General features: G+C 33.8%; 29 protein-coding genes and 4 tRNA genes. 25 read left to right on the top strand and 8 right to left on the bottom strand.

Translation table 11 applies throughout. From position 1 onward, the window contains the following. Positions 1–46: 46 nt before the first annotated feature. Positions 47–547, top strand: a complete 501-nt coding sequence (locus SCB73_RS02230; protein ID WP_320568543.1) for a phosphoribosyltransferase family protein — start codon at positions 47–49, stop codon at positions 545–547. Here SCB73_RS02230 and SCB73_RS02235 read toward each other — a convergent pair. After that, a complete protein-coding gene (locus SCB73_RS02235) occupies positions 539–1057 on the bottom strand; it encodes a shikimate kinase (RefSeq protein WP_320568544.1) in 519 nt (172 codons plus the stop codon). The genes SCB73_RS02230 and SCB73_RS02235 overlap by 9 nt on opposite strands. Positions 1058–1184: 127 nt before the next feature. On the opposite strand from SCB73_RS02235, the gene SCB73_RS02240 reads away from it, so the two are divergent. The 5 genes from SCB73_RS02240 to SCB73_RS02260 all read left to right on the top strand — a co-directional run bounded on the left by SCB73_RS02240 (position 1185) and on the right by SCB73_RS02260 (position 3092). After that, a tRNA-Lys gene (locus SCB73_RS02240) sits at positions 1185–1257 on the top strand. A 40-nt stretch (positions 1258–1297) separates the two neighbouring features. After that, positions 1298–1370, top strand: a tRNA-Lys gene (locus SCB73_RS02245). Positions 1371–1413: 43 nt separating this feature from the next. Then, positions 1414–1496 (top strand) — tRNA-Leu (locus SCB73_RS02250). A gap of 128 nt (positions 1497–1624) precedes the next feature. Further along, a tRNA-Lys gene (locus SCB73_RS02255) sits at positions 1625–1697 on the top strand. A 249-nt stretch (positions 1698–1946) separates the two neighbouring features. After that, entirely contained in the window at positions 1947–3092 is a 1146-nt protein-coding gene (locus SCB73_RS02260; protein WP_320568545.1) for a DUF6438 domain-containing protein, read from the top strand. 40 nt (positions 3093–3132) lie between these two features. On the opposite strand, the gene SCB73_RS02265 is transcribed toward SCB73_RS02260, so the two are convergent. Beyond that, positions 3133–3477 (bottom strand): avidin-fold protein, encoded by a 345-nt coding sequence (locus SCB73_RS02265; protein WP_320568546.1) that lies wholly within the window; start codon positions 3475–3477, stop codon positions 3133–3135. 190 nt (positions 3478–3667) lie between these two features. Between SCB73_RS02265 and SCB73_RS02270 the strand changes: the two genes are divergently transcribed. From SCB73_RS02270 to SCB73_RS02280, 3 genes are read left to right on the top strand one after another with little or no spacing between them, the layout of a single operon-like run. Next, a complete protein-coding gene (locus SCB73_RS02270; protein WP_320568547.1) occupies positions 3668–4726 on the top strand; it encodes a sensor histidine kinase in 1059 nt (352 codons plus the stop codon). Beyond that, entirely contained in the window at positions 4723–5436 is a 714-nt protein-coding gene (locus tag SCB73_RS02275; RefSeq protein WP_320568548.1) for a LytR/AlgR family response regulator transcription factor, read from the top strand. The genes SCB73_RS02270 and SCB73_RS02275 overlap by 4 nt, the downstream gene beginning before the upstream one ends. An 11-nt stretch (positions 5437–5447) precedes the next feature. Next, positions 5448–7190 carry a CocE/NonD family hydrolase gene (locus SCB73_RS02280; protein ID WP_320568549.1) on the top strand — a complete coding sequence of 581 codons (1743 nt, stop codon included), beginning with the start codon at positions 5448–5450 and terminating at the stop codon, positions 7188–7190. 30 nt (positions 7191–7220) lie between these two features. On the opposite strand, the gene SCB73_RS02285 is transcribed toward SCB73_RS02280, so the two are convergent. Beyond that, positions 7221–7706, bottom strand: a complete 486-nt coding sequence (locus SCB73_RS02285; protein ID WP_320568550.1) for a nuclear transport factor 2 family protein — start codon at positions 7704–7706, stop codon at positions 7221–7223. A gap of 252 nt (positions 7707–7958) precedes the next feature. Here SCB73_RS02285 and SCB73_RS02290 point away from each other — a divergent pair, with 252 nt between their 5' ends. The 13 genes from SCB73_RS02290 to SCB73_RS02350 all read left to right on the top strand — a co-directional run bounded on the left by SCB73_RS02290 (position 7959) and on the right by SCB73_RS02350 (position 17920). Beyond that, on the top strand, positions 7959–8282 hold the full coding sequence (locus SCB73_RS02290) for an ArsR/SmtB family transcription factor (RefSeq protein WP_132988448.1): 324 nt from the start codon (positions 7959–7961) through the stop codon (positions 8280–8282). Between the two features lie 5 nt (positions 8283–8287). Then, a complete protein-coding gene (locus SCB73_RS02295) occupies positions 8288–8755 on the top strand; it encodes an SRPBCC domain-containing protein (RefSeq protein ID WP_320568551.1) in 468 nt (155 codons plus the stop codon). Positions 8756–8762: 7 nt separating this feature from the next. After that, on the top strand, positions 8763–9140 hold the full coding sequence (locus SCB73_RS02300) for a DoxX family protein (protein WP_320568552.1): 378 nt from the start codon (positions 8763–8765) through the stop codon (positions 9138–9140). Positions 9141–9151: 11 nt separating this feature from the next. Further along, a complete protein-coding gene (locus SCB73_RS02305) occupies positions 9152–9730 on the top strand; it encodes a YdeI/OmpD-associated family protein (RefSeq protein ID WP_320568553.1) in 579 nt (192 codons plus the stop codon). Between the two features lie 27 nt (positions 9731–9757). Beyond that, positions 9758–10423, top strand: coding sequence for a DNA alkylation repair protein (locus tag SCB73_RS02310; protein ID WP_320568554.1), 666 nt, complete (start codon positions 9758–9760; stop codon positions 10421–10423). A gap of 18 nt (positions 10424–10441) precedes the next feature. After that, positions 10442–10999 (top strand): DUF4256 domain-containing protein, encoded by a 558-nt coding sequence (locus SCB73_RS02315; RefSeq protein WP_320568555.1) that lies wholly within the window; start codon positions 10442–10444, stop codon positions 10997–10999. Between the two features lie 96 nt (positions 11000–11095). Beyond that, complete coding sequence (locus tag SCB73_RS02320; protein ID WP_320568556.1) at positions 11096–11596, top strand: tetratricopeptide repeat protein; 501 nt, start codon at positions 11096–11098, stop codon at positions 11594–11596. A 261-nt stretch (positions 11597–11857) separates the two neighbouring features. Next, positions 11858–12760 (top strand): MerR family transcriptional regulator, encoded by a 903-nt coding sequence (locus tag SCB73_RS02325; protein WP_320568557.1) that lies wholly within the window; start codon positions 11858–11860, stop codon positions 12758–12760. A 34-nt stretch (positions 12761–12794) separates the two neighbouring features. After that, positions 12795–14261: a phytoene desaturase family protein gene (locus SCB73_RS02330; RefSeq protein ID WP_320568558.1), complete on the top strand. Its 1467-nt coding sequence runs from the start codon at positions 12795–12797 to the stop codon at positions 14259–14261. Between the two features lie 4 nt (positions 14262–14265). Beyond that, positions 14266–15105: a phytoene/squalene synthase family protein gene (locus tag SCB73_RS02335; protein WP_320568559.1), complete on the top strand. Its 840-nt coding sequence runs from the start codon at positions 14266–14268 to the stop codon at positions 15103–15105. Positions 15106–15390: 285 nt separating this feature from the next. Further along, positions 15391–15831, top strand: a complete 441-nt coding sequence (locus tag SCB73_RS02340; protein ID WP_320568560.1) for a sterol desaturase family protein — start codon at positions 15391–15393, stop codon at positions 15829–15831. A 127-nt stretch (positions 15832–15958) separates the two neighbouring features. Beyond that, positions 15959–16468 carry an SRPBCC family protein gene (locus tag SCB73_RS02345; protein WP_320568561.1) on the top strand — a complete coding sequence of 170 codons (510 nt, stop codon included), beginning with the start codon at positions 15959–15961 and terminating at the stop codon, positions 16466–16468. A 156-nt stretch (positions 16469–16624) separates the two neighbouring features. Next, entirely contained in the window at positions 16625–17920 is a 1296-nt protein-coding gene (locus SCB73_RS02350) for a cryptochrome/photolyase family protein (RefSeq protein ID WP_320568562.1), read from the top strand. A gap of 215 nt (positions 17921–18135) precedes the next feature. Here SCB73_RS02350 and SCB73_RS02355 read toward each other — a convergent pair whose 3' ends face one another. Further along, entirely contained in the window at positions 18136–19440 is a 1305-nt protein-coding gene (locus tag SCB73_RS02355; protein ID WP_320568563.1) for an ABC1 kinase family protein, read from the bottom strand. Next, the gene (locus tag SCB73_RS02360) at positions 19437–20099 is read right to left on the bottom strand and encodes a TetR family transcriptional regulator C-terminal domain-containing protein (protein ID WP_320568564.1); all 663 of its coding nucleotides are present in this window, start codon (positions 20097–20099) and stop codon (positions 19437–19439) included. The genes SCB73_RS02355 and SCB73_RS02360 overlap by 4 nt, the downstream gene beginning before the upstream one ends. Positions 20100–20197: 98 nt before the next feature. On the opposite strand from SCB73_RS02360, the gene SCB73_RS02365 reads away from it, so the two are divergent. Continuing rightward, on the top strand, positions 20198–21109 hold the full coding sequence (locus tag SCB73_RS02365; RefSeq protein ID WP_320568565.1) for a TIGR01777 family oxidoreductase: 912 nt from the start codon (positions 20198–20200) through the stop codon (positions 21107–21109). 91 nt (positions 21110–21200) lie between these two features. On the opposite strand, the gene SCB73_RS02370 is transcribed toward SCB73_RS02365, so the two are convergent. The 3 genes from SCB73_RS02370 to SCB73_RS02380 all read right to left on the bottom strand — a co-directional run bounded on the left by SCB73_RS02370 (position 21201) and on the right by SCB73_RS02380 (position 24233). Beyond that, complete coding sequence (locus SCB73_RS02370) at positions 21201–21740, bottom strand: YceI family protein (protein WP_320568566.1); 540 nt, start codon at positions 21738–21740, stop codon at positions 21201–21203. Between the two features lie 387 nt (positions 21741–22127). Then, entirely contained in the window at positions 22128–22676 is a 549-nt protein-coding gene (locus SCB73_RS02375; RefSeq protein WP_320568567.1) for an acyl-CoA thioesterase, read from the bottom strand. A gap of 183 nt (positions 22677–22859) precedes the next feature. Continuing rightward, positions 22860–24233, bottom strand: coding sequence for a DNA recombination protein RmuC (locus tag SCB73_RS02380; protein WP_320568568.1), 1374 nt, complete (start codon positions 24231–24233; stop codon positions 22860–22862). Between the two features lie 189 nt (positions 24234–24422). Between SCB73_RS02380 and SCB73_RS02385 the strand changes: the two genes are divergently transcribed. Further along, positions 24423–25298 (top strand): protease complex subunit PrcB family protein, encoded by an 876-nt coding sequence (locus SCB73_RS02385; protein WP_320568569.1) that lies wholly within the window; start codon positions 24423–24425, stop codon positions 25296–25298. 7 nt (positions 25299–25305) lie between these two features. Next, complete coding sequence (locus SCB73_RS02390) at positions 25306–25704, top strand: hypothetical protein (RefSeq protein ID WP_320568570.1); 399 nt, start codon at positions 25306–25308, stop codon at positions 25702–25704. Positions 25705–25750 lie beyond the last annotated feature (46 nt).

The raw sequence follows: 25750 nt of genomic DNA on the forward strand, positions 1-25750 counted from the left end.
GGAATTTTAAATTTTATAAATTTGTACTTTAGCAAAAAATAAAATCATGAGCAAAAACATCATCTTGACCAATCAAGAAATCGAACACAAAATCAAACGTATCGCTTACCAAATTTACGAAACCTTTGTTGATGAAGAAGAAGTCGTGATTGCCGGAATCGCTTCTAATGGATCTGTTTTTGCCCAAAAAATAGCCGCTGCTTTAAGCAGTATTTCAACACTAAAAGTTTCGACTTGCGAAGTTAAAGTTGACAAACAAAATCCGCAATTGCCAATTCAGACTTCCTTAACTAAAGAAGAGTACCAAAACAAAGGATTGGTTTTAGTTGACGATGTTTTAAATTCGGGCACTACATTAATATATGCTGTTCGTCATTTCTTAGACGTTCCGCTTAAAAAATTCAAAACAGCAGTACTTGTTGACAGAAACCACAAAAAATATCCAGTAAAAGCTGATTTCAAAGGAATTTCCTTATCTACTTCTTTATTGGAACATGTTCAAGTTGTTTTTGATGAAAACGGCGATAATTACGCTTTTTTAAGCTAAGATTTTCAAAATATCGGCAACCGTATCTTCGACTGATTTATTATCAACCGAGACTTTATGTTGTGCATGGTTGTAATAAAAGCTGCGGTCGAACAAGTGCTTGGCGATAAACTCTTTCATTTCTTCTTCATTCATTTCTGCAATCAGCGGGCGTTTGCTTTTATTGTGGACTAATCTATTATATAAAGTATCAATTGATGCTTTTAGATATACAGAAACGATATCATCGTTTTGAAGCAATAAATGATTATTCGCATAACATGGAGTTCCTCCACCAAGACCAATAATATAATTCTCTGAAGATTTTAATAATTCGACAAACATTTCGTGTTCTAATTTTCGGAAATATACCTCTCCATGTTTAGAAAAAATTTCATTTATAGACAAATTTGCTCTTTTTTCAATGCAAGTATCTAAATCCAGAAACGGAATATTTGTAATTTTTGACAAGTTTTGGGCAATTGTTGACTTTCCGCAACCCATGTAACCTAATAACACTATTTTTTTCATATTAATAAAACCTTATAAACTAAGACATTGGGAACTTTTTGTAAAAAAAGACAAATTTATAATAAAAATGCTTGGAAACTTCGAAAATAACTCCTTATATTTGCACCCGCATTCAAGAAACGAATATGACTCGATAGCTCAGTCGGTAGAGCACATCACTTTTAATGATGGGGTCCTGGGTTCGAGCCCCAGTCGGGTCACAAAATTTGTGATTAACAAAATAAGTTTCTTGAAAGCAATGACTCGATAGCTCAGTCGGTAGAGCACATCACTTTTAATGATGGGGTCCTGGGTTCGAGCCCCAGTCGGGTCACAAAGGTCGGGTAATTTATTTTACTCGACCTTTTTTCTTTTTAGGCCATGTGGAGAAACGGTAGACTCGCCATCTTGAGGGGGTGGTGCTCGTAAGGGCGTGAGGGTTCAAATCCCTCCATGGTCACTATAAATTTTGAAAACCTATTTTATTGTAAAATAAGCTTTTACAAATTATTGCGAAAAAGTGCTAAAAAAAGGCTTTAAAAGCTAAATAAAGTGCTTATATTTGCACCCTCATTAGAGAAAAACAATGACTCGATAGCTCAGTCGGTAGAGCACATCACTTTTAATGATGGGGTCCTGGGTTCGAGCCCCAGTCGGGTCACAAAGGCCGAGTAAATTATTTTACTCGGCCTTTTTTCGTTTTAGGCCATGTGGAGAAACGGTAGACTCGCCATCTTGAGGGCAACACCCAATTTAACATACAGACTTAGATCCCTACATGATCAGACAAAAGCGCAAATCTTTGTCATAATTCTAAAATTTCAAATAAGTATTTCAGCAAAAATATTACTTCAAAACATTTATATTTACATTACCTAAATGAAATATTTATAACCAATCCCGTAAATGCATGAAGTCAAATTGTGTAATTTTTATTGCAATACTTTTCATTGTCGCTTCTTGTCAAAAAAACAATGACAAAAAACTAACGAAAGATATACGTGGCGAATGGATTTACATCAAAACTCAAGACGAAAGAAAAGCTAAAAAAAATAACAATAGCAGAATTCCAACTCCCCCACCTTCTCCATTTGGCAACCATGTGCCAGGATTTGTTTTTTTAGAAAACAATTTATGCGAAAACAAATCGGGGTATTTTAAAACAAATGATGCACGAGAAAGAGAAAACAGAAAAATATATTTTTTAGGAACAAAAACTACGTATAAAATCGAAAACGATAGTTTGAAAATTTTTGATTTAGTCACGAAAACTTGGGAGAGTCAAAAAATACATTCGATTACGAGAGACACTTTAAAAATAGAAGAAAGCGACAGCATTTTTTCAAAATATGCGAGAACAACCTACAAAATAAACCCAAATGAAAATTATGACAGAATTATAGTTTCGTCTTCTGACTGTTACGGTTCTTGTCCTATTGCAAGCATAAGCATTGAAAACAATGGCAATATCATTTTTCATGGACAACATTATAATACACAAAACGGTCTTTTTAAATCTAAGATTTCTAAAAATGAATATCAAAAAATTCAAAACAGTTTTAAAAAAGCCAACATCATGAATCTTAAAAATAATTATGCTGGAAGTTGGACCGACGATGAAGAAATAACAATAACCTTTATAAAAAACAATAAAATAGTAAAATCTATCCGTGATTATGGAAGAGTATCGCCAACCGAATTAATATGGGCCTACACACCCGTTAGATATCTATATCAACAAATAAAACTCACACCATTAAAAGCCCATAAGATATCACTTCCACAATGGGAAATTATATTCAAAAAAGGAAATCAGATTTGCGAACCCACAAAAGCAGAAAGCTTCTATCTTATAACAGAAATATTAAAAGGCAAAGAAACCAATTATAATTTTGAACACAAATACCAGATCAAATTTTGGAATGATCAAAACAAAAAAGAAATAATCGATACTGATGGCAGATATTTTAAATGCAAGGACATAACCATTGATATTGGTTATAATTTTTTGACTGAAAATAATTTGAATGCTAAATTTAGCCTCAAGAATCCGTAGGATTAATATAAACTACAAACAAATAGCAGTGAAATCTTTTTTAGTCTATCTCAATATACTCAGACTCCCCTTTTTCATTTCCATCTGTCAGCCATTCCCAATTTAAGGTCAATTTCATTTTTCCATTCTCTAGCAGTGTAATTTGAGCCACTGCTTTTCCCGCTTTTAATTGGTTATCTGTTGTCAAACATTGATATAGCATATTCAATTTATTGGCTTTCAGTTCGGCAATAATTTTTCCGTATTTAATTGTTCCTCCAAAATAATCTGCCGTCACGAGATTATCTTCTTGCTTGTAATTAAAAACAGTTTCTGAATTCACTTGTCCGCTTTCTGAATTTTGAATAAGCGCAAATTTCTTGTTATTGAAATCAAATTTCCCCATTGTACTCTTTAGTTTTATTTCTTGTTTTACTTTCTGAAGTTTAAACTTACTAAAATTTTAAATTAGAAACCTTTCATTTAACCAACTTCGCACTCATCACTTATTATTTTCCGTTCCTCTACTTTTATTTGTTCAATCTGTAATAGAGAAATATCTTTACTAAAGGTTTCAAAAATTATCGATTTTAAAAATGAATAGATCTGTATCAAATTACTGGAAAACACAACTTATCGGATGGACTTCTGCTGCTTTGTATTGGGGATTATCGGGCTTTTTCTTAAGTAAATACTTCATCTGGGAAATGGGTTTGCTCGATTTCATTTTTGATATCATAATCGGCATCACATTAACACATCTTTACCGAAATTTTGCAATCAAAAAAGGATGGCACAAACTCAATCTAAAAAAATTGATTCCACGAATTATCGTCAGCGTTTTAATTCTTTCCCTATTTTATACAATTGCAATTGTGATCAAACTTTATTTGGTTCGCCTTCTGATCTTAAAAAGCATGACGCTTTCTTTTTCAGCTTTTTTCAAATCAGTGCAATTGCAGATTTTTATTACCGGAACCAGATTGATGTCTGTTTGGCTGTTAGCCTATCATCTATACCATTATTCAAGACTGGAATTAGAAACCGTAAAAGAAAATGCTCGCTTGTCTCTTCTTGTAAAAGAAGCGCAACTGCAAAACCTCAGCACACAACTCAATCCACATTTCTTTTTCAATTCTTTGAATAATATAAAATACCTCATTATAGAAAATCCAAATTTAGCCCGAAGAGCAATTGATCTTTTATCTGAACTATTACGAAATTCATTAAACAATAATTTTGTGCGATTCATTTCTGTGAACGACGAAATAAGCCTTGTCAAAGATTATCTTGAATTAGAAAAGATGCGATTTGAAGCGCGACTAACTACAAATATTGAAATCAATTCAGCTGTATCAGAACAGCTGATTTTACCTCTGAGCATTCAGTCGCTGGTTGAAAACGCGATAAAACACGGAATTGAGAAAAGAAAAGCTGGCGGATTTATAAATGTAAAAATCGAAAGGGAGAACAATTTTATTAAAATCAGTGTCCAAAACTCAGGAAAACTAGATTTCGACAGTAAAAACTCGGGTATCGGGTTGACTAATTTAAAAAAAAGACTCCAACTTCAATACAACGGAAATGCCTCTTTTGAAATTAAAGAGACTGAAAATGAAACTGTTTTGGCAACAATTTTAATTCCATCAAAATGAAAAAGATAAAAGTTATACTAGTCGATGATGAACGATTGTCACGAGAAGAATTAAAAAGAGCGCTGAAACTTTATCCCGATTTTGTTCTAGTTGCCGAAGCTGAAAATGCCGACGAAGCCAGACACTTGATAGAATCTGAGCAACCCGATTTAGTTTTTTTAGACATTCAGATGCCGGAAAAGTCCGGTTTTGATTTATTAGAATCTTTAGATTTTGTACCCTTGATCTTGTTTACAACCGCTTATGATCAATATGCCGTACAAGCATTTGAAGTCAACGCCTTAGATTATTTAATGAAACCCATAAGAGAGGAACGTTTTGCAAAAGCAATCGAAAAAATACGCAATACAATTAAATCGGAAGCTGAGCTGACTATACCTGAAAACCGACAAATTTTTATTAAAGATGGCGAAAAACGATTCTTCATTCGCACAGACGAAATTTATTTAATCGAATCGCTAGAAAACTACACCCGATTATTTTTTCAAGATAAAAAAGCGTTACAAAGACGCTCATTGAGACAGTGGGAAGAAATGCTTGATGAAAATACTTTTTTCAGAATAAACAGAACCGAAATTATAAATACAAAATACATTCAGGAAGTAATAAAAATAAATGGAGGAAGATTACAAATTAAACTCAAGACAGGGGAATTATTAGAAGTTTCCAATCGTCAATCGGTTAAATTCAAAAACAGCAACGGACTTTAAAAAAAGAATCCATGAAATTTATTTACAACATAGTCTTTCTAATTCTCTTATTTACAAAAGCATTTTCACAGCAAACACAAGCTATAAAATCAGAAGATTTTAAAAGTGCTTACGATATTCAAGACAGCGTGATGATCAAAACTCGAGATGGCGCGCTTTTATCGGCAATAGTCGTTCAGAAAAAAGGCAATCACACTCCAAAACCTGTTATTCTGCAATTTACTATTTATGTAAGAGATAAAGGTCGAGATTTAAGATCTTTAAAAGAAGCTGCAGACAAAGATTATATTGGCGTTATCGCCTACAGCAGAGGCAAAAGATTTAGCCCCGAAGAAATCATTCCTTACGAACACGAAGCCAATGACGCCTATGATGTAATTGACTGGATCAGCAAACAAAAATGGTGCAACGGAAGTGTTGGAATGTACGGTGGCAGTTACAATGGTTTCACACAATGGGCGGCTTGCAAAAAAATGCATCCCGCACTCAAAACCATAGTTCCAGCTGTTGCAAATAGACCCGGAATGGGACTTCCCATGGAAAATAATATTTTTATAAATCCCAATTACGAATGGTCTTTTTATGTAGGCAACACTAAATATTTGGACACCGTTGCCGGAAATGACCGACAACGCTTTAGAAAAATGATGTTTAAATGGTGGGAAACAGGCGTCGCTTATAAAAAAATGGACAGCATAGACGGTCAACCCAACAAATTACTCAAACGCTGGATTGTGCATCCTTCATTTGACGATTATTGGCAAAAAATGGCTCCTTTTGAAAAAGATTTTGCCCAAATAAACATTCCCGTATTAGCCTTTGACGGGTATTATAATGATTCTCAAAATTCTAGTTTATACTATTTAAGAGAACTTCAAAAATACAATCCGAAAGCACCTATTTATTTAGTTATTGGTCCGTATGGACATTTCGGAACTCAAACGGGCGGTGAAAAAAACCTATATGGCTATACTATTGACCCAATTGCGTTATTTGATATTAAAAAAACAACCTACGAATGGTTCGATTATATTTTAAAAAACGGCTCTAAACCGGAAATACTGAAAAACAAAATAAACTATCAGGTCATGGGAACAAACGAATGGCGAAGTGCGTCATCGCTTGATAAAATGCACAACAGTTTTCTTAAGTTCTATTTAACTGAGAAAAAAAAAGGTCAATTTTATGCTTTGGAAAACGAAAAGCCAAGTCAAAAAAAATGGCTTTACCAAGAAGTCGATTTTGCTGACAGACAAACGTTCAACAATGAATATTATCCAGACCCTATAATTAGAAAAGAAATCGACACGACAAGTGGTTACGCTTTTATAAGTGAACCTTTTAAAGATTCCATCTTAATAAACGGTTCTTTTTTAGGAGAAACAAAAGCCAGCATCAATAAAAAAGATATGGATTTAGGCGTTACGCTTTATGAAGTATTGCCTAATGGCGAATATTTTCATTTGTCTTATTTTATTGGCCGCGCCAGTTATGCAAAAAATAGTGCCAAAAGAATTTTATTAAAAGCAAATGAAATTGAAACGATTTCTTTTTCAAATACACATTTGATCAGCAAGCAATTAAACAAAGGAAGCCGTTTGCTGGTAGTCATCAATGTCAATAAAAATGCGTTTGCACAATTAAATTATGGAACAGGAAAAGAAGTCAGTGACGAAACGATCAAAGATGCCAAAGAGCCCTTAAAAATAAAATGGTACAATGACAGTTTCATAAAAATCCCGATTTGGAAATAAATAATACCTCTACAATTACAAACATTACTTTTATTTACTCTGATGATCAAAACTCAAAACCTCTTTCAAAACCCATTGATTATTGATTAAAAGGTAAACATGAGTAAACTTGGCTTCACTGGTAAAAACATCTGGCTTATTTGCTTCTCTTAAATAAAAATCATGGATTCCAGTCTGGACAACTCCGTAAAGTTTTCCTTCGCTATAAAGCGGATAGACTTCCAAACTTTCTGGTTTTACTTTCCTGATTGGTTTTTGAGGACCGTTTCCACAAATATTCTTTTTGACATTTTCCAAAAAAATCTTTTTATTCTGAATACCGCCTTGATCGTGATAAAAAACCAAATCAGGATGAATCGCTTTTTCCAGAAAAGCAATATCGCATTGATTAAAACTCTTTTCAAAGAAAATACTGTCGTGTTTTTTCAATGCCAAAAACAATTCAGAATCTTTTGCCGCTTGCGCGAAAGCTCCAATCGAAACATTCAATAAAAACAATACTAGGACTTTTTTCATATCTAAAATTTACTAATCGTTACTTTTTTCAAAATAAAATTTGTCTTTCTAATTTTCATTAAAAATAAAACAAACCCATTAAAAACAATTTTTCAAGTGCAATAATTTCTCTTTTTTTTAATTCTTCCAAAAAACAAAAACCCTTAAAACCTTAAAAACACTCAGATTATCAAATAATTGCAAAAATAGTTGTTAAAAAATTTGCGTAGCCAAATGACTTCATATAAATTTGTAGCCAAATAACTTCATATTATGAATTTAAGAAGAGATGTATTTCAGGCAATAGCCGATCCTACAAGAAGAGCGATATTACTTTTGGTTACTTCACATTCCATGACAGCTGGTGCGATCGCTTCCAATTTTGACACCGCGCGTCCAACAGTTTCAAAACATTTAAAAATTTTGACGGAATGCGAATTATTGCAGCAAACACAAAACGGACGCGAAGTTCATTACACGATTAATGCAAAAAAGATGAGAGAAATAGCCGATTTTATAGAACCTTTCCGTCAAATGTGGGACGAAAGATTCAACAAACTTGAAGATATTATGAAAAACTACAAACCTGAAAATTAACCACTATGGAATTAAAAACAAAAATAAGCGCCCAAGACGATAAACAAGAACTCATAATCACACGCGATTTTGATTTGCCTGTCGAATTGCTTTTTAAGGCCTATATCGAACCTGAAATTGTAGCGCAATGGATGGGAACCAGAGTTTTAAAACTGGAAAGCAAAAAACATGGCGGTTATCAATTTGAAACCAGCGACGCTAAAGGCAATGTCGTCGTTCAGATGAATGGTGTTATTCATGAATTTATTCCAAATGAAAAAATAACCCGCACATTTGAAATGGAAAATTCGCCTTTTGCCGTTCAGCTGGAATTTTTGGAATTTGAAAAAGTAACTGATTCCAAGAGCAAACTCACGATGCAAATCGTATATAAATCGGCAGATTTGCGAGATCAAATGCTACAATTGCCATTTAAGCAAGGCCTAAATATGGCTCACAATCGATTAGAAGAAATTTGTAACAAACTAAAATAAATGTATCATGACAAAAAGAAATAAAATTATCTATTGGGTTGCTACACTTTGGTTGGCACTAGGAATGACAGCAACAGGAATTGTACAATTGCTTCAGTCAAAAGACGAAACAGATAGAATGTCGCATTTGGGTTATCCAATTTATTTGCTAATTTTATTAGGAGTTTGGAAATTGCTGGGCGTCATAACTGTTCTAGCTCCAAAATTTCCGTTATTGAAAGAATGGGCTTATGCCGGATTTTTCTTTGCAATGTCTGGCGCGATATTTTCACATTTTGCGGCAAATGACAGCGCAAAAGATTTCTTTGGCCCAACGCTTTTATTAATTCTAACTGTAATTTCTTGGCATTTTAGACCCGCAGAACGAAAACTCATTAACGCTTAAACTTGTAAATAATGAATCCGAAAGTTGATTTTTTCTTTGACGAAGCCACAAAATGGCAGGAAGAGCTCGAACAAATGCGTGTCATTGCTCTTGAATGCCAACTTACCGAAGAATTAAAATGGGGAAATCCTTGTTATACATACCAAAACAATAACGTCATTTTAATTCATGCTTTTAAGGATTATTGCGCTTTTTTATTTTTTAAAGGCGCATTGCTAAATGACACTGACGGAATTTTGATTCAGCAATCTGAAAACGTGCAAGCGGCGCGTCACATACGATTTACAAATCTGCAGGAAATCATCGATTTGAAATCGATCTTAAAAACTTACATCTACGAAGCAATTGAAATTGAAAAAGCAGGATTAAAAGTGATTTTGAAAAAGACTTCTGATTTTCCTGTCTCCGAAGAATTTCAAAAGAAACTAGATGAAAATCCAGACTTAAAAAAAGCTTTTGAAACTTTGACTCCAGGCAGACAAAGAGCTTATTTGCTTCATTTTTCGCAACCAAAACAATCTAAAACACGAGAAGCCAGAGTTGAAAAACACACACAAAACATTCTTGACGGAAAAGGCTTAAATGATTAATCTGTTATTACAATAATTCACATCAACATGACAGCGAATGATATTTTAGAAAAACTTAAAGCTCTTGGTGATCCAAAAGTATTTGCTCAGAATAAAAAACGAGGCGCCAGCGAAAATCAATTTGGCGTAAAAATGGGCGATATTCGAACATTGGCAAAAAAAATCAAAACCAATCACGAATTGGCTTTGGAGCTTTGGGAAACCGGAAATGCCGATGCTCGTTTTTTAGCGATCCTAATTATCGAACCAGAAAAACTTTCGAAAGAACAAATTGCTAAAATGGTTTCTTCAGAAAAATTCGTTCATATTGCCGATTGGTTTTATTCGTATATTATAAAAGATTATTCAGATCGTGAAACTTTGCGGCAAGCATGGATGCATTCGTCTGATGTAATGCATGGGCGTGCCGCATGGAGCCTAACCACCGGATGCGTTGCCCGAAATCCTGACATTCTCGATTTGCCGGCTTTGCTTGACCGAATTGAAAATGAAATGCCAACTGCAGCTCCTGAAGTGCAATGGACAATGAATAGCACTTTGGCACAAATTGGGATTAAATTTCCCGAGTATCGAGCTCGTGCTTTAGCGATTGGCGAAAAATTAGGCATTTATAGAGATTATCCAACTTCAAAAGGTTGCACTTCTCCTTTTGCTCCAATTTGGATCAATGAAATGGTTCGCCGACAAGAATAAAAATCAAAAAAAAGCATCATGAAAAATAAAATTTCACAAGAAGAACAAGAACAACTCATTGCTATTTTGAAAGCTCGTTTTGAAAAAAACAAAAACCGTCATGCCACTATTGAATGGTCAAAAGTAGAAACAAAACTTACCTCAAATCCAGAAAAACTTTGGTCGCTTTTGCAAATGGAGAAAACAGAAGGCGAGCCAGATGTTGTTGGTTACGATGAAAATTCAGACGAATTTATATTTTTCGATTGCGTTGCCGAAAGCCCAAAATCACGAAGAAGTCTTTGCTACGATAGAAAAGCTTTGGATTCAAGAAAAGAACACAAGCCCAAAAACAGCGCCGTCGATATGGCCGAAGAAATGGGAATCGAACTTTTGACCGAAGAACAATACCGACAATTACAAGAACTAGGAAATTTTGACACCAAGACTTCAAGCTGGGTCGCTACTCCCGAAAATGTTCGCAAACTTGGTGGCGCAGTTTTTTGTGATTATCGATATGGCCGCGTATTTCTTTATCATAATGGGGCTGAATCGTATTATGCCGCGAGAGGTTTTCGGGGTAGTTTAAAAATTTAAATTAATCATGATTATTTCACAAAAGAAATTCTCTTACAAAACAAAACTTCACTAAATTCGTTTGGAAATAATTAATCACTAATCCCAAATTAGTTTATGAAAAACCTACTTTTAGTATCATTTATTATGATTACTTGCTCAACATGGGCACAATCTGCAACGGCTTATTTTGACAAAGCCATGAAAAAAGCCGAAGCAGGAAACACAAAAGGCGCCATCGCCGATTATACCAAAGCCATAAGCATGAACTCTAAATTTGTTGAAGCTTACCAAAACCGCGGTGTAGCAAAACTCAAGCTTAACGACTTAAAAGGCGCATTGGCAGATTTTAGCAAAACAATCGAATTAGACGATATGAACGCCGACGCTTTTACGGGAAGAGCAAATGTAAACTACAAATTAATGAACTACAACGAAGCAATTGCAGACTGTACTTCATCATTAGGCTTAAATCCGAAAGATTACATTGCTTACAATTTGAGAGGTTTGGCTTATAATAAAATTGGTGATAAGAAAAATGCTTGCAAAGATTTTTCAAAAGCTGTTGAATTAGGAAGCCAAAGCGCTATAAAAAACAAAGCCACATTTTGTAAATAATTGAGGCAAAAAACATAAAAACAGCCTGTAGAAATTTATCTACAGGCTATTTATTTTTAAATATATTGACAAAAAACCACCTTAGATTGACTCTAAATAGTTGTGATTTTTTATCAAAAAAATAAAATAATGCGAAAAAAAGCCTCTTTTAACCCAATTAAATCAGTATGTTACTACAAACTCTCAATAATCGATCATTTTGCTAAAGTTTTAAAGTTTTTTTCAGATTTTATTCTATTTTTGTTTATTCAACAATCGAAAATGGTAAACAATATAAAAACAGTTTTCAGCATAAAAGATCTTGAAAACTTATCTGGAATTAAAGCGCATACAATTCGTATTTGGGAAAAGAGATATAATATTCTTGAACCTATGCGAACTGATACCAATATCAGACTATATAATTTACAAAATTTACAGAAGCTTTTAAATATTACCTTACTGCATGAGTACGGATATAAAATATCTAAAATTGCTACTTATCCTGAAGACAAAATTCCGCAGCTAGTACGTGAAATCATATCAAAGAAAAATTCACAAAACTATGCAATCACGTCATTCAAAATGGCGATGATGAATTTTGACCAAGAATTGTTCTTCAATACTTTCGATTGGCTTATTTCAGAAAAAAGCTTTAAGGAAGTTTTCAAAGAACATTTTCTACCCTTGTTGAAAGAATTAGGATTATTGTGGCAATCTGAAACCATTACGCCAGCAAATGAACATTTTATGAGTCATTTGATCAAGCAAAAGATTTTAATTTATACCGAAAGCCTTCAAATATTAAAACCAACCAAAACAGATCGAATTTTTGTTCTCTCATTGCCATTGAATGAAATTCATCAAATTGGTTTATTATATCTGCAATACGAAATTTTATCAAGAGGATACAAGACCATTTATCTTGGCGAAAGCATGCCGATTGAAAACCTACAGGATCTTACACGTCATTTTGAGAACATTACTTTCGTTTCTTTTATGACCGTACAGCCCGATAGATCGGTTATCAATCAATATGTGAAATCAATGGGACAGAAATTGCTTCTAAAAAATAACGAAATCTGGCTTATGGGGAATATGGTCGAGCATATTGATCAATCCAATCTTCCTCAGCGCATTCGCATTTTTGATTCGATGGAAGAAACTATAGAAGAAATACAATGATTTTGTTTAAAGTTTTTGTATATTTGTTAAACAAATGACAAAAACGATAATCATATTAGGTTCAGGCTTTTCTTCGTTAGCCGCTTCTTGTTACTTGGCAAAGCAAGGGAACAAAGTAACTATCTATGAAAAAAATCCAACGATTGGCGGGCGCGCTAGACAATTCAAAAAAGATGGTTTTACATTTGACATGGGACCAAGCTGGTACTGGATGCCCGATGTTTTTGAACGTTTTTTCCAAGATTTCAACAAACAGACTTCTGATTATTATGAGCTTATCAAACTAAATCCAGCTTATCGGGTTTATTTTGGAACAAATGATTTTATCACAATTTGTGATAATTTGGAAGAAATCAAAACCACTTTTGAAACAATCGAAAAAGGAAGTGCAGAAAAACTTCAAAATTTCATCAATCAAGCCAAAAGCAATTATGATATTGCGATTAAAGATTTAGTTTATCGCCCAGGAATTTCGCCATTAGAATTGATTACTCCAAAAACGGCTTTAAAACTCAATCAGTTTTTAAGCAATGTGAGTGAGGATATCCGCAAGAAATTCAAAAATGAAAAATTAATTCAGATTCTGGAATTTCCGGTTTTATTTCTCGGAGCAAAACCCAATAAAACGCCTTCATTTTACAATTTCATGAATTATGCCGATTTTGGTTTAGGAACTTGGCATCCAAAAACAGGAATGTTTGATGTAGTTCGTGGTCTTGAAAAATTAGCTTTAGAACTCGGCGTAACCATCAAAACCAATTCGCCAGTTGAAAAAATTATCGTGGAAAACAAAACCGCAACCGGAATTGTAAGCAATGGTGAAATCATAAAAGCCGACATTGTTTTAAGTGGCGCCGATTATCAGCATACCGAGACTTTACTCGAAAAAGAACATCGTGCATACTCTGAAAAATACTGGCAAAGCCGCGTTTTTGCGCCCTCTTCGCTCCTATTTTTCATTGGTTTCAACAAAAAAATAGAGAATATCTCGCATCATGCTTTATTTTTTGATGTTGATTTCGACAAACATGCGAAAGACATTTATGACGATCCTAAATGGCCAAACGAACCTTTGTTTTATGCCAATTTCCCATCAAAAACAGATTTGACTGCCGCGCCAAACAATATGGAATCTGGTTTTTTCTTAATTCCGTTGGCACCCGGAATTGAAGATAATGAAGTGCTTCGGGAAAAATATTTTGAAAAAATAATCTCGCGCTTTGAAGAACTCACACAACAAAGCATTCGACATAACATTATATTTAAGAAATCATTCTGCAAAAATGATTTTGTAACAGATTACAACGCGTACAAAGGAAATGCTTACGGAATGGCCAATACACTATTGCAAACCGCTTTTTTAAGGCCAAAACTAAAAAGCAAAAAAGTACGTAATTTATATTTTACAGGACAATTGACTGTTCCTGGTCCAGGGGTTCCGCCTGCTTTAATTTCGGGAAAATTGGTTGCTGAGTTAATTCAAAAATCTTTTAGATCTTAAAAAAATGAAATCACTATTCGACGCCGTTTCTTTCAAATGCAGTAAACTCGTTACGCAAAATTACAGCTCCTCTTTTTCATTGGCAGTAAAAATGCTGTCCCCAAGTATTCGCGATGCTATTTACAGCATTTATGGTTTTGTTCGGTTTGCCGATGAAATCGTAGATTCATTTCATGCTTATGAAAAAGAATACCTAATAGATGATTTCGAAAAAGAATATTACAAAGCAATGGAGCTCGGAATCAGCCTAAATCCGATATTAAATTCCTTTCAGCATACCGTTAAAGAATACAATATCACAGACGATTTAGTTCAGGCTTTTTTGCGTAGCATGAAACTCGACCTCATCAAATCAACATACCACACACAAACCGAATATGCCGATTATATTTATGGTTCTGCCGATGTTGTTGGCTTAATGTGTTTGAAAGTTTTTGTGGCTGGAAAACAGCATAAATACGAACAATTAAAAAATGAAGCCATGAGGTTAGGCTCAGCTTTTCAGAAGGTTAATTTTTTAAGAGATTTAAAAGATGACAATACTATTTTAAACCGAACTTATTTCCCAGGAGTGAATCTGGAAAATTTCAATGAAGATTCGAAAGCGCAAATCATAAAAGAAATCGAAGAAGATTTCAAAATCGCTTATCAAGGAATCGTCAAACTCCCAATGGAAGCAAAATTTGGCGTTTACACTGCTTATGTTTATTATAAAAAATTACTGAAAAAACTGAAAAATACGCCTTCACATGAAATTAGAAACTCTCGAATTCGGGTTTCTAATTATGCAAAAGCAGGGCTTTTAGCGCAGTCTTTTGTGACTTATAAATTGAAGTTGGTTTAATTTCTTTCAGCTTTATCGTTACAATTAAGCCAACAGTTTGTCATTTCGACTAAGGAGACTCGAGCGATAGCGAACAGGCGAAGCAAATCTTCGCAAGTAGCTCCGTAATCTAAAGTGACAATCTTTGTCGAGTTTCTAGCTAAGATTTCTCCTTCGTCGAAATGACAAGATTGAGAGAAGTGCGGACTTTAAAACAAAAAATATTCTTTAGAGTCAATCTTTTATAATTTAAAGCTAAACTCAAAAAAAATAAATTGATAATTTTAAAACATCAACATTTATAAAATGATTTCTTTTTTAATCTTTTTAAGCGTTTTTCTATGCATGGAATGTGTTACTTGGCTCACGCACAAATATGTAATGCACGGGTTTATGTGGTATTTTCACGCTGATCATCATCAGCCAAAATACGAGCACACTTTTGAGCGCAATGACATTTTCTTTGTGATTTTTGCGATTCCGAGTATTGCCTTGTTTTACTTTGGTGTTCAAGGCGGATTCAATTATCTGTTTTTTGTAGCCTGTGGCATCACGCTTTATGGAGCCTGTTATTTTTTGATTCACGATGTTTTGATTCATCAGCGTTTTAAATGGTTCAAAAACACCAAAAATAAATATTTAATCGGACTCAGAAAGGCACATAAAATACATCATAAACACCTTAATAAGGAAAAAGGAGAATGTTTCGGGATGTTGTTTGTACCATTTAAATATTATAAAATGTAAAATATTTTGGGCGTTCTCCGCCGTGCGGATCGGTTTTTTCGTTCCCGCTTCCCGATGAAAAATCGGGAGAGCTCCACTGCAACCCCTAACGCTCGCGTTTTTTAAGAACAATTGATTCAACGAGAAAATGAAATTATACAAAATAGAAACCGTTCAGTATGTAAATTCAAGCGTTGAGGACTGCTGGGATTTTTTCTCCAGTCCAAAAAACCTGCAAACCATAACGCTTGATAATATGAGTTTTGAAATCCAAGATTTCGATGACAAACGAATGTATCACGGACAAATCATAACCTATACATTAAAACCGCTATTCGGAATCAAAATTTCGTGGGTTACTGAAATTACGGCCTGTAAGGAAAACGAATATTTCATCGACATTCAGCGCTTCGGTCCATATAAATTATGGCATCACAAACATTTTTTTGAACGCACAGAAGATGGCCGAACAAAAATGACCGACATCGTTCATTATGCACTCCCGCTAGGAATTCTAGGCCGATTTATGAATACACTAATTGTAAAAAACAAACTAAAAAACATTTTCGATTATAGACACAACAAAATCGAAGAATTGTTTAATTCGAAACCACAGCCACAAATTGTACAACTTAATGGCAAACAAAAAAGTTTTTAAGATATAAAGCAAAATGTTTTTTTTTATCTCGCAAAGACGCTAAGTCACAAAGCATTTTCTGTCAAGCTTTTCAATAAAACTTTGCGTCTTTGCGTCTTTGCGAGCAATTTTCGGCATGAGAAGAAAAATAACTTAAAAATTCAATTAGCAAAAACAATGACAAAACAAAAAGTTACTCTTTTCTGGTTCAGACGCGATTTACGTTTAGAAGACAATACAGGATTATTTCACGCTTTACAATCAAATTTTCCTGTTGTGCCTCTTTTTATTTTTGATGATGATATTTTAGACCATCTTCCTAAAAACGACGCAAGAGTAACTTTTATATACGATTCGCTTGAAAAAACAAACTCCGAATTAAGTAAATTCAGTGCTTCAATTCTGATCAAAAAAGGAAAAACTAAAAATATTTGGAAATCTCTTATTGAAGAATTTGATGTCCAAAACGCCTTCTTTAACAAAGATTACGAACCATTTGCCATCAAACGCGACAACGCGATTACGGCTTTATTAAAAGAAAACAATATTGAAGTTTTTTCTTTTAAAGATCACGTTATCTTCGAAGAAAAAGAAATCACAAAAGCTGATGAAAGTCCTTATACCGTTTACACACCTTATAAAAACAAATGGCTTGAAAAATATCATTTTTCTGGTTCAGCTCCCGAATATGATTCCATTACATTGTGTTCAAATTTTGCAAAAAGCAATTTCAAATTTCCTGAATTATCCGAAATTGGTTTTGAAAGAAGTGCTATAAAAGTACAACCACATAATTTATCCCAGATTTCAAATTACAAAGAAACTCGAGATTTTCCTGCTTTAGACAGCACCTCGTATCTTTCGCCTCATTTGCGTTTTGGAACTGTGAGCATTCGTAAATTAGTGAATTGGGCAGACCGAAAAAATCAAACTTTTTTAAGCGAATTGATTTGGAGAGAATTCTTCATTCAAATTCTATTTAGTTTCCCAAATTGTGTCAATCATAATTTCAAATCCAATTACGACGGAATCCAGTGGAGAAATAACGAAGAAGATTTCAAACGCTGGTGCTCTGGAACAACTGGCTACCCGATGGTCGATGCAGGAATGCGTCAGCTTAATGAAACGGGTTATATGCACAATCGCGTGCGCATGGTTGTGGCGAGTTTTTTGTGCAAACATTTGCTCATCAACTGGCAATGGGGTGAAGCGTATTTTGCAGAAAAACTTTTGGATTTTGAATTGGCTTCAAATGTAGGAAACTGGCAATGGGCGGCAGGAACGGGTTGCGACGCAGCGCCTTATTTCAGAGTCTTTAATCCTGAAATTCAACAACAAAAATTCGACGGAAAAGGCGAATACATAAGAAAATGGATTCCTGAATTTGATTTTGGTTACAACGAACCTATGATTGATCATGCGTTTGCACGAGATCGCGCGATTGCGACTTATAAGGCTGGAATAATTAAATAAAATTCCAAATATTTAAATTCCAAATTCCAATTATTACCTAAATACCTAAATAAAATTCCAATCTTTTAAATTTCAAATTCCAATTATGGGCAATCTTGTTATCCTGAGGAATGACAAACAAGACGAAAAAAACCTTTGCCAAAATTTTAAACTTTGACAAAGGTTCAAAGTATAATATTGGAATTTGGAATTTAAAAGATTGGAATTTTACCCTCCTAGTATTTCAAATAATTCTCAACAACAATTTTAGCTTTCAAATCGAACATTAAATTGTATAAACCGAAGAACGTGCGATTCATATAAATAAAGTGTTTAGAACCTCTATTTCCATTCATTTTTTTCAAGTTTGTATCTTCTGAAAAACGTTTTCCTAATTCGGCTATGGCGTTAAAGAATGTTTCATCAGCAAAATCGAAAGTTTCGTTTTGAAAAGGTCTTGTGAAAAGCGACAATAAATCATGAAACATTTCCGTAAAATATTCAATTTCTGCTGGCGAATCATCTTCACGAAGAATTTCTAATTCGAATAGTTTTTTATTAAAAAGCTTTTCATCTGTAATCACATTTTTATTGATCAGCTCAAAATATGGTGTGTAAAAATCATCTGGAATTTGTTTCATACAACCAAAATCCAAAGCGATCAACTGGTTTTGATCGTCAACCAAAAAATTTCCAGGATGTGGATCTGCGTGCACTTTTCGCAAAACATGAATTTGGTACATATAAAAATCCCAAAGCGCCTGCCCTATTTTGTCGCCAACTTCTTGATCTGTATTTTTTGCTGTAAACTCAGAAAGATGAATTCCCGTCATCCAATCCATCGTAATAATTTTCTCAGATGAAAACTCTGGGTAATAATTCGGAAAAATGATATTTTCTATTTTATTGCATGCATCTACAACTTCTTGGCTTTGTTTTAATTCCAGCAAATAATTAGTTTCTTCAATCAGTTTGTCTTCGACTTCTTTGAAATATTTATCCGAATCTTTTCCTTGAAGATTAAACATTCTGATGGCAATTGGTTTAACCAAAGCCAAATCTGAAGAAATACTGTTGGCAACGCCAGGATACTGAATTTTAACCGCTAGTTTTTTATCCTTTTTCTTAGCCAAATGTACTTGGCCAATACTCGCTGCATTTACCGAATTTGGATTGAATTCATCAAAAATTTCATAAGGTGTTTTTCCGAAATTGCTTTTAAACGTTTTTAAAACCAAAGGAGCAGAAAGTGGCGGAACAGAAAACTGGGAAAGCGAAAATTTCTCCACATAGGCCTGAGGCAGGAAATTCTTGTCCATGCTAAGCATTTGTGCCACTTTTAACGCGCTTCCCTTTAAACTTTTTAATCCGTCGTAAATATCTTCGGCGTTATTCTCATTTAATTTATCACGGGTCAAATCTGGATTCACTATTTTTTCGGCATAATGTTTTACATAGTTTACTCCAATTTTAGCGCCGGTTTGAACCAGTTTTCCTGCTCTTTCAATTTTTGAGGTTGGAATATAATCGATTGTTTTCATTGTTTGCTGTAGATTTTTTCTTTGAACAGAAATTTCCCGAGATCTATCAAGTGATTCATTGGTGCAACATTCATTAATTCAAATGATGCATTAACTGATTTTTCGATAAAAATATCGGTTTTCTCAAAAGCGGCAGATTCATCATCCATCCAGAATTTAATGGTCAGCATTAATTGCAACCAAGCCGATTCTTGAATGGCGCTTTCTTGAAATTTTTGAAGTTTTTCTTGTTCAAGTCTGTAATCATCGGTCAGAATTTCAGAAACGTAATCTTTAAAACTATTTCTGAGCGAAGTTAATTGTACTAAATTTTTAAGCGGATTTCTGTCTATTTTAAGCGATTGGAGGACATAACTTCTGTTGGCTGTCAAAATCTCGAAGAAAGTATAATAGAAACTCAGCATTTTATTCTTCATATCATATTGCTGATATTCTTCATTTTTGTGCAACAGATTTATAGTGTTTTCAAAAAACAGTCGAAATATTTCTTTTTCTAAACCTTCCAATGTTCCAAAAAAAGCATAAAACTCAGCTTCTGTAAAATCATTTTCTTTTGCAAAATGATAAACTGATTTTGGTTTTTGGCCTTTTTCTAAAACTTCATCCATATATTTTGAAACGATATCATCTTTGGTAATTACCTTTTTTTTAGTCGCCATTTTATTAAAATTTAGAATTTGCTATAAAGGTAAACATTGTTTAAGTACCTTTACTAATCCTTAAACAATAAGTACTGTTAAATATATTATAAACTCTTATGTCTCAAAATATTTTACTTACCGGCGGAAGCGGATTTGTGGGTAAACATCTGACTGATGTTCTTATCGACAACGGCTTTTCGGTGTCTGTTTTGAGCCGAGAAGAACGAAAAGATACGCCATCAATAACGTATTACAAATGGGATTTGAAAAAGAATTTCATTGAAAAAGAAGCCATTTTAAAAGCCGATTATATCGTGCATCTCGCCGGCGAAGGAATTGTGGAGAAAAGATGGACCAAAAAGCGCAAAAAAGCAATTTTAGAAAGCCGGACAAAACCTATTGAGCTTATTTTTTCTATTTTAGAAGAAAATAACAAAACCTTAAATGGCTTTATTTCGGCATCGGCAGTTGGGATTTATGGTGCGATTACGAGCCATAAAATTTGTATTGAAGAAACACCTCCTGCAAACGATTTTTTGGGCAGAACTTGCCAAGAATGGGAAAGCCGGGTGGACAAAATAAATACATTAGGCATTCGGACGGTAAAAGTGAGAACCGGAATTGTATTTGGGAAAGAGGAAGGTTTTCTGAAAAAAGTTGCCCCGAGTTTTAAAGCAGGTTTTGGGGCCGTTTTAGGAACAGGAAAACAATATTTGCCTTGGATTCATATCGATGATTTATCTGAAATTTATCTCAAAGCAATTACAGACGAACACATGCACGGCGCGTACAATGCCTGCATTACAGACAATACAACAAATTCTGGATTTTCAAAAACATTTGCTACGATTTTAGGCTATTCGATCTGGTTGCCAAAAATACCTGCTTTTTTCTTAAAGTTAACGCTCGGAGAAATGAGCAAAGCGGTTTTGAAGGGACAACGCGTTTCGTCTCAAAAAATCCAAAAAGCAGGATTTGAGTTCCAGTTTACTGATTTAGAAAAAACACTTTTAAGTTGTTTGCATTAAAAACGACTCAGATTTTGTATATTCTTGAGGCTAATATGCTGCTACCCATTTATTTTAAAGCCTTACGAATTTGTGAAATCTGAGTCATTTTTTATTTCATGATTCCCGCTAAATCGGTATTGACTGTTTTTGATATTTTGTTGGCCACAACATAAGGGATTTCAATATTAAAATCTTCTACTGAAATTGGAAAACTTGAAACAATCTGAATTCCTTCGGGAACTCTTTTCATGAGCGCTTTTACTGCGATCATTTTTGATTTCCCGTGCAGATATAATTTCCCCTTAATATCATATTCTTTTTCGGTTTCGTCGATATTTTTCAAATCAAATTTTTCGATTTTGCCTTTAAAAACGGCTTTAGGATAGCGATGGCTTTCGATATAATTATCATTAAAATGCTCTTGCATCAAGTCCATTTTAAATCGAAAATCTTTGATAACAACAGTACAAATGAGCGTACTGCTTTCAGGTTCAAGAACAAGCGTTCCGAGCTTATTTACTGCTTTCACTTCTTCAAAAAAAGGAACCGAAGCTTCGAAATTTACAACCGCTGTATTGGTTTTAAATTTTTCTTGAGCAAACAAAGAAAATGCAGTAAAAAGTAAAATTAATAAAGTAGTTCTTTTCATAATCGTCAGCATTAAACAATTATGTCATTCGATTTTTTTATTTTAAGAAGATAAAAATCAGAACTTAAGATAATAGCTTAAAAAATAGAATGGCAGTACTCCGTGAATATTTCATAACCGAATAAATATATATTTAAAGTTACGAAATTCCTCTGTACAAAATTATTGAACTACTGCTAAAAATTTGTGAATATTTTGGGCCTAAAATTGGGTTTTGAATTGTGAATTGTGAAGTCCCTACGGGACAAAACAATTGTGTTTTATTATATTTCTACCAATATATAATCTCTACGAGATATTCCGCTAGGAATCAAATATTGGTAGAAAATAAAATTATCCAACAGAAGAAGTGTCCCGTAGGGACTACACTTTGCATATTCAAAAAATCTAACTAATTTCTAAAAGCACATTATATTTCTCAAGACTTGCTAAATCTTCAATCGAACTTATATTAGCGATTTTCTCGTGTTCTTCGATTTCTTTTTTGATTTCGATGTGCTTGATGGCTTTTCTAAAACGGCGCACCTCTTCAAGATTCGACAAAATAAGTCCGGGAACTTGAACGCTTTTCCCATCTTTATCTTTGGCAACCATTGTAAAATACGATGAATTACAATGTTTTATCACTCCAGTTTGAATATGTTCTGCCTCAACGCGTATGCCAACAACCATCGAGCTTCTTCCCACATAATTTACAGAAGCTTTCATAGTAACCAATTCACCAACTTCAATAGGTTTCAAAAAGTTCACTGTATCTACCGAAGCGGTTACACAATAATTTCCGCAAAATTTTGATGCCGACGCAAAAGCAATCTGATCCAGTAATTGCAAAATATATCCTCCATGAATTTTGCCACTAAAGTTGGTATGCGACGGCAGCATTAATTCTGATATGCTAATTTTTGAGGAAGAAACGGGTTTAAAATTTGTAGTCATGCTTTTTTGTTTTTTGGAATGGTTAGTTTTTTTTAACATATAGAAACACAGCTCATTGGGAACGTAAAAAAAGGCGTTTCACTTCCAAAAATTCACATAGCAAACTATGTGTTAGAAACTAATTTCTTTCTTTATTCTCTTAAAGACAAAGTAAGTCTATGTCCTCTATATGTTTAAATATTTTTAGTTTAATAATTCATTTTCGTCTGAATTTAAAGCCCTTGAAATAATATTCTCGGGAAGTGATTTCTTGGCTTTTGCTCCCATTTTTTTCAGTCTTTCTACGCTAGAAATCAGATTTCCTTTTCCGTCAACTAATTTGTTCATTGCGCTTTCATATTCGGTTTTGGTGTCTTTTATTTTATTCCCAATTCGAACCAAATCGGTCACAAAACCTTCAAATTTATCATAAAGCGCTCCAGCTTGTCTGGCAATTTCAAAAGCGTTTTCCTGTTGTTTTTGGTTGGTCCACATACTGTCGATCGTGCGCAAAGTCGCTAATAAAGTACTTGGCGTAACTATGACAATATTTTTGTCGAAAGCTCTATTATATAAAGTCGAATCTTCGTTTAAAGCAATGGCAAAGGCAGGTTCAATCGGAATAAAAAGCAACACAAAATCTGGGCTTTCCATTTGATACAAATCGTGATAATTTTTATTTCCGAGCTGTTCTACGTGTCTTTTTATAGAACTTACGTGTTCTTTCAGAAAATCGATTTTCAATATTTCAGATTCTTCATTGACCCATTTTTCATAGGCCACAAGCGAAACTTTAGAATCGACAATCATCTTTTTCCCATCCGGAAGATTGATGACAACATCTGGCAAAACTCGAGTTCCTTCGGTATTGGTAAAACTTTGCTGCACTTCATATTCTCGTCCTTTTTCCAAACCCGATTTTTCTAAAACACGTTCTAAAACTAGCTCACCCCAATTTCCTTGCATTTTGGTGTCGCCTTTTAAAGCTTTGGTCAAATTCAGCGTTTCCTTGCTCATTTGCGCATTCATTTCGCTTAAACCTATAATCTGCTGGCGCAAAGCGGCATGATAATCGATACTTTCTTTATGTGTTTGTTCGACCTTTTTCTCAAATCCTTGAATTTTATCTTGGAGCGGCAACAAAATGCTTTTCATGTTTTCGCTATTCTGTTCCGTAAATTTTGCCGATTTTTCTTCGAGAATTTTATTGGCTAGGTTTTCAAATTCTTTAGTGAATTTTTCTTGAAGTTCGGTTATTTCGACTTTTTGCTCTTTATGGCGTTCCCATAAATTTTCAAAATCAACTTCTTTTTTTGAAAGCTGAATTGCCAGACTATCTTTCTCAGTTCTGATACTTTCTTTTTCAGCATTAATTGATAACAACTGTTTTTGAAAATTGCTCCTTTCACTTTCAAATTGTTCCTTTTGCAACTGCAGCTGATTTGCGTTTGCATTTAATTTTTCCTCCAAACTTACTTTTTCAGTTTGCGATTTGGCCGTCATCAACTGTTTTCCTAAGTAAATACCTAAAAACAATGCGATAATAAAAGCCAGTAGAATTGGGAGAAAGTCAAACATAACTAAGTTTTTTTTAAGTAAAAGTACGCAATAATACGTAGTTCTGATTTTTTAAAATTAAAATTTCACTAATTCGTGCGCATTCTAAATTAAACAAACATTTCAAAAAAATTGAAGAAAAAAATATTTTCGACGCAACCATTTTAAACCTCAACCATCTACAATAATATAACCTATTAAAATAATATAATGAAAAAATTAATGTTGAGCTTGTTTATAGCTTTTGGATTGAGCGGATGTTCGCTTGGAAATGATGATATAAATATGGATTGTGGCACAAATACAGACGTACCGTTTGCAGGTTATCCGCTTTTATGCAACTACGCAGTTAAAACATTGCCTAATAATCCTGTTGCTGCTGTGGTGACAAGCGAGGAACAAATGACAACTCTTTTTACAAAACACGAAAATACTTGTCCAGTAGCTACAGATCCTACTATTGATTTCAGTAAAAACATGTTAATTGGTATTTTTGCAGGTGTCAAAGCAACAAGTGGCTATTCTATAAAAATGACATCGGTAGTTCAAAACAACTGCGAAATTGTAATCAATTATTTTGAAAGTGGCCCTCAATCAGGCGAAACAACATCTTCAACTCCAACCTATCCTTCGGATTTTATTTTGATTCCGAAATCATCTAAAACAATCATTTTCAATAAAACTAATGAAAGTCCAGACAATATTATTATTGGAAGTTATTATGGCGAATGTACAGGATCTGACTGTCAAAACTTCTTTCAATTAAATGATTTCAACATTTTGAAATTAGTTAGCACTGCTCCAGGAAATTTCAATTTTGAGCAGTCTGCTTATTTTGCGAAAACAAAAAGAAATGAATATACCACTTTCGGAAAATTAATCCCAGCAGAAATTTATGCCTTAAAAGGACAAACTAAAACGTACGGCTCTCCAGACGCTGCAGATCAAGGTGGTATTTTCTTCCAATTAAAACAAGGCGCTTCAACAACTAAAATCTTTATCGACAACAACGATACGCCAGATCAAAGCGAAGATATTAAGACTTTCAAAAAAGCGATTAAAGATAAAATCACAAGTTTAAAATAATCTGATCATGAAGAAACATTTTTTATTTCTTATTGTCTTTGGACTTTTTTCCAATGCGTATTCGATTGATGCTTCAAAAATAAATTCGGAATCAATTGTAAATACTTGGATTTGGGAAAAATCTGTCGGAGGCGCGAGCAATCCATATACCGCGACACCAAAAACAGCTGGTTTTACCAAAAAAGTAATCTTTACCTCAAACGGAAGAGTTATTACTTATAAAAATGATATAGAAATCAGAAACAGCAGTTATGAAATAGGAAAAGGAATTGGTTTTTCTGATCATCTAGAACATGACCTAATTACCTTTGAAGGTAAAACCTACGTCATAGAAAACCTTGACAATCAAAACCTAACCATTGTAAGCAACAATCAAGATGCGGCGCGAAGCATCTTTAAAAGATAGTTTTTTAAGTTTTTTAAAACTATTTTTGCCAAACCAAACAATACCA

Origin of the sequence: Flavobacterium sp. KACC 22761 (genome assembly GCF_034058155.1) — a bacterium.
Taxonomy (GTDB): domain Bacteria; phylum Bacteroidota; class Bacteroidia; order Flavobacteriales; family Flavobacteriaceae; genus Flavobacterium.

What these genes read in the sequence shown, in the direction of transcription:
- SCB73_RS02230 (WP_320568543.1), top strand. Translation starts at nt 47, where the DNA reads ATGAGCAAAAACATCATCTTGACCAATCAAGAAATCGAACACAAAATC.
- SCB73_RS02235 (WP_320568544.1), bottom strand. Translation starts at nt 1,057, where the DNA reads ATGAAAAAAATAGTGTTATTAGGTTACATGGGTTGCGGAAAGTCAACA.
- SCB73_RS02260 (WP_320568545.1), top strand. Translation starts at nt 1,947, where the DNA reads ATGAAGTCAAATTGTGTAATTTTTATTGCAATACTTTTCATTGTCGCT.
- SCB73_RS02265 (WP_320568546.1), bottom strand. Translation starts at nt 3,477, where the DNA reads ATGGGGAAATTTGATTTCAATAACAAGAAATTTGCGCTTATTCAAAAT.
- SCB73_RS02270 (WP_320568547.1), top strand. Translation starts at nt 3,668, where the DNA reads ATGAATAGATCTGTATCAAATTACTGGAAAACACAACTTATCGGATGG.
- SCB73_RS02275 (WP_320568548.1), top strand. Translation starts at nt 4,723, where the DNA reads ATGAAAAAGATAAAAGTTATACTAGTCGATGATGAACGATTGTCACGA.
- SCB73_RS02280 (WP_320568549.1), top strand. Translation starts at nt 5,448, where the DNA reads ATGAAATTTATTTACAACATAGTCTTTCTAATTCTCTTATTTACAAAA.
- SCB73_RS02285 (WP_320568550.1), bottom strand. Translation starts at nt 7,706, where the DNA reads ATGAAAAAAGTCCTAGTATTGTTTTTATTGAATGTTTCGATTGGAGCT.
- SCB73_RS02290 (WP_132988448.1), top strand. Translation starts at nt 7,959, where the DNA reads ATGAATTTAAGAAGAGATGTATTTCAGGCAATAGCCGATCCTACAAGA.
- SCB73_RS02295 (WP_320568551.1), top strand. Translation starts at nt 8,288, where the DNA reads ATGGAATTAAAAACAAAAATAAGCGCCCAAGACGATAAACAAGAACTC.
- SCB73_RS02300 (WP_320568552.1), top strand. Translation starts at nt 8,763, where the DNA reads ATGACAAAAAGAAATAAAATTATCTATTGGGTTGCTACACTTTGGTTG.
- SCB73_RS02305 (WP_320568553.1), top strand. Translation starts at nt 9,152, where the DNA reads ATGAATCCGAAAGTTGATTTTTTCTTTGACGAAGCCACAAAATGGCAG.
- SCB73_RS02310 (WP_320568554.1), top strand. Translation starts at nt 9,758, where the DNA reads ATGACAGCGAATGATATTTTAGAAAAACTTAAAGCTCTTGGTGATCCA.
- SCB73_RS02315 (WP_320568555.1), top strand. Translation starts at nt 10,442, where the DNA reads ATGAAAAATAAAATTTCACAAGAAGAACAAGAACAACTCATTGCTATT.
- SCB73_RS02320 (WP_320568556.1), top strand. Translation starts at nt 11,096, where the DNA reads ATGAAAAACCTACTTTTAGTATCATTTATTATGATTACTTGCTCAACA.
- SCB73_RS02325 (WP_320568557.1), top strand. Translation starts at nt 11,858, where the DNA reads ATGGTAAACAATATAAAAACAGTTTTCAGCATAAAAGATCTTGAAAAC.
- SCB73_RS02330 (WP_320568558.1), top strand. Translation starts at nt 12,795, where the DNA reads ATGACAAAAACGATAATCATATTAGGTTCAGGCTTTTCTTCGTTAGCC.
- SCB73_RS02335 (WP_320568559.1), top strand. Translation starts at nt 14,266, where the DNA reads ATGAAATCACTATTCGACGCCGTTTCTTTCAAATGCAGTAAACTCGTT.
- SCB73_RS02340 (WP_320568560.1), top strand. Translation starts at nt 15,391, where the DNA reads ATGATTTCTTTTTTAATCTTTTTAAGCGTTTTTCTATGCATGGAATGT.
- SCB73_RS02345 (WP_320568561.1), top strand. Translation starts at nt 15,959, where the DNA reads ATGAAATTATACAAAATAGAAACCGTTCAGTATGTAAATTCAAGCGTT.
- SCB73_RS02350 (WP_320568562.1), top strand. Translation starts at nt 16,625, where the DNA reads ATGACAAAACAAAAAGTTACTCTTTTCTGGTTCAGACGCGATTTACGT.
- SCB73_RS02355 (WP_320568563.1), bottom strand. Translation starts at nt 19,440, where the DNA reads ATGAAAACAATCGATTATATTCCAACCTCAAAAATTGAAAGAGCAGGA.
- SCB73_RS02360 (WP_320568564.1), bottom strand. Translation starts at nt 20,099, where the DNA reads ATGGCGACTAAAAAAAAGGTAATTACCAAAGATGATATCGTTTCAAAA.
- SCB73_RS02365 (WP_320568565.1), top strand. Translation starts at nt 20,198, where the DNA reads ATGTCTCAAAATATTTTACTTACCGGCGGAAGCGGATTTGTGGGTAAA.
- SCB73_RS02370 (WP_320568566.1), bottom strand. Translation starts at nt 21,740, where the DNA reads ATGAAAAGAACTACTTTATTAATTTTACTTTTTACTGCATTTTCTTTG.
- SCB73_RS02375 (WP_320568567.1), bottom strand. Translation starts at nt 22,676, where the DNA reads ATGACTACAAATTTTAAACCCGTTTCTTCCTCAAAAATTAGCATATCA.
- SCB73_RS02380 (WP_320568568.1), bottom strand. Translation starts at nt 24,233, where the DNA reads ATGTTTGACTTTCTCCCAATTCTACTGGCTTTTATTATCGCATTGTTT.
- SCB73_RS02385 (WP_320568569.1), top strand. Translation starts at nt 24,423, where the DNA reads ATGAAAAAATTAATGTTGAGCTTGTTTATAGCTTTTGGATTGAGCGGA.
- SCB73_RS02390 (WP_320568570.1), top strand. Translation starts at nt 25,306, where the DNA reads ATGAAGAAACATTTTTTATTTCTTATTGTCTTTGGACTTTTTTCCAAT.